Source organism: Bacillus sp. JJ1566 (assembly GCF_036962685.1).
Classification (GTDB): Bacteria; Bacillota; Bacilli; order Bacillales; family Bacillaceae_L; genus Ferdinandcohnia.
The window spans coordinates 109,693-112,815 of record NZ_JBALOP010000032.1 but is presented as its reverse complement, the minus strand read 5'-3'; the positions used below and the strand labels follow the sequence as shown (position 1 = coordinate 112,815).

Sequence of the window (3,123 nt, the reverse complement as noted above, 5' to 3'; positions counted from 1 at the left end):
AATTAACTGTATTATAACAAAGGTAAGGAAGGTGTTAAGGAAAAAATGACGACACGAACCTCAGGAATTCATATCACAGGAAAAATGAATGAGCAGTATGAAGAAATTTTGACACCTCAGGCATTAAACTTCATTGAGAAACTAGAACGGAACTTCGGAGAAAGAAGAAAACAGTTATTAAAAAAGAGACTGCAAAGACAGCAGGAAATCGATAAAGGGATTATGCCAACATTTTTATCTGAAACAGAACATATCCGAAATGGGGACTGGACAGTTGCGCCGATTCCAAGGGATTTACAGGATCGAAGGGTTGAAATTACAGGACCTGTTGATCGAAAAATGGTTATTAATGGATTAAACTCGGGAGCCAAAGTTTTTATGGCAGATTTTGAGGATGCCAATGCTCCAACATGGAAAAACGTGATCGAAGGGCAGATTAATTTACGAGATGCAGTAAGAAAGACCATTACATTTGAAAATCCAAACGGAAAAAAATATCAGTTAAACGATGAAATTTCAACACTTGTTGTCCGTCCGCGAGGCTGGCATTTAGAAGAGAAACATATTGAACTTGATGGAAAACGTATTTCTGCGAGTTTACTAGATTTTGGACTTTATTTTTATCATAATGCGAGTGCGTTGATCGAGAATGGAAGCGGGCCTTATTTTTATCTACCAAAGATGGAAAGCCATCTTGAAGCGAGACTGTGGAATGATGTATTTATCTTTTCGCAAAAGGAGTTAAAAATTCCCCAAGGAACCATTAAAGCAACGGTTCTAATTGAAACGATTCTTGCAACCTTTGAAGTCGATGAAATTTTATATGAATTAAGAGAGCATTCAGCTGGGCTAAATTGTGGCCGATGGGACTATATTTTTAGCTATTTAAAGAGATTTCGAAATGTAGAAAATGTGATATTACCAGACCGTTCTGTGGTTACGATGACTGCTCCGTTTATGAGTGCTTACTCACAGCATGTTATCAAGACTTGTCATAAGCGCGAATGTCACGCGATAGGTGGAATGGCTGCCCAGATTCCAGTGAAAAACAATCCACAAGCAAATGAAGAAGCCTTTAACAAAGTGCGTGCTGATAAGGAACGTGAAGCAAATAATGGCCATGATGGTACATGGGTGGCACACCCAGGGCTTGTACCAGTTGCTAGACAGGTCTTTAATACAGTCATGCTTGGCCCTAACCAAATTGATAATAAACGTGAGGATGTTCAAGTGACAGCCGAGGAGCTTATTGCTGTTCCTGAAGGAAGCATAACGGAGCAAGGTGTTCGTACGAATATCAATGTTGGTATTCAATATATCGAATCGTGGCTTCGTGGACATGGTGCTGCGCCGATTCACAATCTTATGGAGGATGCGGCGACTGCAGAAATCTCGAGAGCTCAACTATGGCAGTGGATACGACATCCCAAAGGAGTTTTAGAGGATGGAAGAAAGGTCACATTTGAGCTTGTTCAACAATTAAAAGAAGAAGAGCTTGAAAAGATTAAACAGGAAATCGGTAAAGATGCTTTTGAAGAAGGACGTTTCGCGGAGGCTACAAGACTATTTGATGACCTGATAACGAATGATGAGTTCGTGGAATTTTTAACTTTACCAGGATATGAAATCTTATAGATTAAAAGAATAAAATTAAGGAGGAAAAGAAAATGACAAATGAAAGAATTCAAAAATTGCAAGAAAGCTGGGAAATGGATTCAAGATGGAAAGGAATCGAAAGACCTTATAGTGCTGAGGATGTCATTCGCTTACGAGGCTCAATTGATATCGAACATACTTTGGCACGTAAAGGGTCTGAAAAATTGTGGAATCTTCTTCAAACAGAGGATTATATTCATGCACTAGGAGCATTAACTGGGAATCAGGCTGTTCAGCAAGTAAAAGCAGGCCTTAAGGCAATCTATTTGAGTGGCTGGCAGGTAGCTGCTGATGCAAACCTTTCAGGGCATATGTATCCGGACCAAAGTCTTTACCCAGCAAACAGCGTTCCAAGTGTAGTAAAGCGGATTAACCAAGCTTTACAGCGTGCTGATCAAATTCAGCATATGGAAGGAGAAGGTGATACCGATTGGTTTGCTCCAATTGTGGCCGATGCTGAGGCAGGTTTTGGCGGACAGTTGAATGTATTTGAGCTAATGAAAGGCATGATCGAAGCAGGAGCGGCAGGTGTACATTTTGAAGACCAGCTTTCATCTGAAAAAAAATGTGGGCATTTAGGTGGAAAGGTATTATTGCCAACCCAAACTGCAGTACGAAATTTAATTTCTGCACGACTAGCAGCCGACGTAATGGGAGTTCCAACGATTTTAGTAGCCCGAACAGATGCTGATGCAGCAGACCTTATTACAAGCGATATCGACCCTGTTGATCAAGAATTTATTACAGGTGAACGAACACTAGAAGGATTTTATCGCACGAAAGCGGGACTTGATCAAGCAATTGCACGTGGATTAGCATATGCACCATATGCAGATTTAATTTGGTGTGAGACTTCGGAGCCAGACTTAGAGCAAGCTAAGTGTTTTGCAGATGCTATTCATGCGAAGTTCCCTGGTAAGCTATTAGCTTATAACTGCTCTCCATCTTTTAACTGGAAGAAGAAGCTGGATGAAGTAACGATTGAAAATTTCCAAAAGGAAATCGGAAAGATGGGCTATAAATTCCAATTTGTTACATTAGCTGGTTTCCATGCTTTGAACCATAGTATGTTTGAATTGGCTCGAGGTTATAAGGATAGAGGTATGGGGGCATATTCTGAGCTTCAGGAAGCCGAATTTGCAAGTGAAAAATATGGTTATACAGCAACTCGCCATCAACGTGAAGTAGGAACAGGTTACTTTGATGAAGTCGCACAGGTGATAACAGGTGGAACCTCCTCTACAACTGCTTTAAAAGGCTCTACCGAGGAAGCGCAATTTACAAAAGCATAACCAACCATAAAAAAAGTGGTGCAGTCTAAATAGTTAAAAGCGGGGGAAAAGAAGTTTTTCTCTCGCTTTTTTAATTTAAAATTCATAATTTTTTAAAAAAAGTATTGTAAACGTTTTCCTATAGAGTTATAATAACAATTAATTTCACCAGTGTAGAAATTAATTGATATATAAC

At 39.6% G+C, this 3,123-nt stretch carries 2 protein-coding genes; both read left to right on the top strand.

The features are described from left to right. Positions 1-45: 45 nt before the first annotated feature. Complete coding sequence (gene aceB, locus V7112_RS14190) at positions 46-1,635, top strand: malate synthase A (protein WP_335420852.1); 1,590 nt, start codon at positions 46-48, stop codon at positions 1,633-1,635. A 32-nt stretch (positions 1,636-1,667) separates the two neighbouring features. Further along, entirely contained in the window at positions 1,668-2,948 is a 1,281-nt protein-coding gene (aceA, locus tag V7112_RS14185) for an isocitrate lyase (RefSeq protein WP_335420850.1), read from the top strand. Positions 2,949-3,123 lie beyond the last annotated feature (175 nt).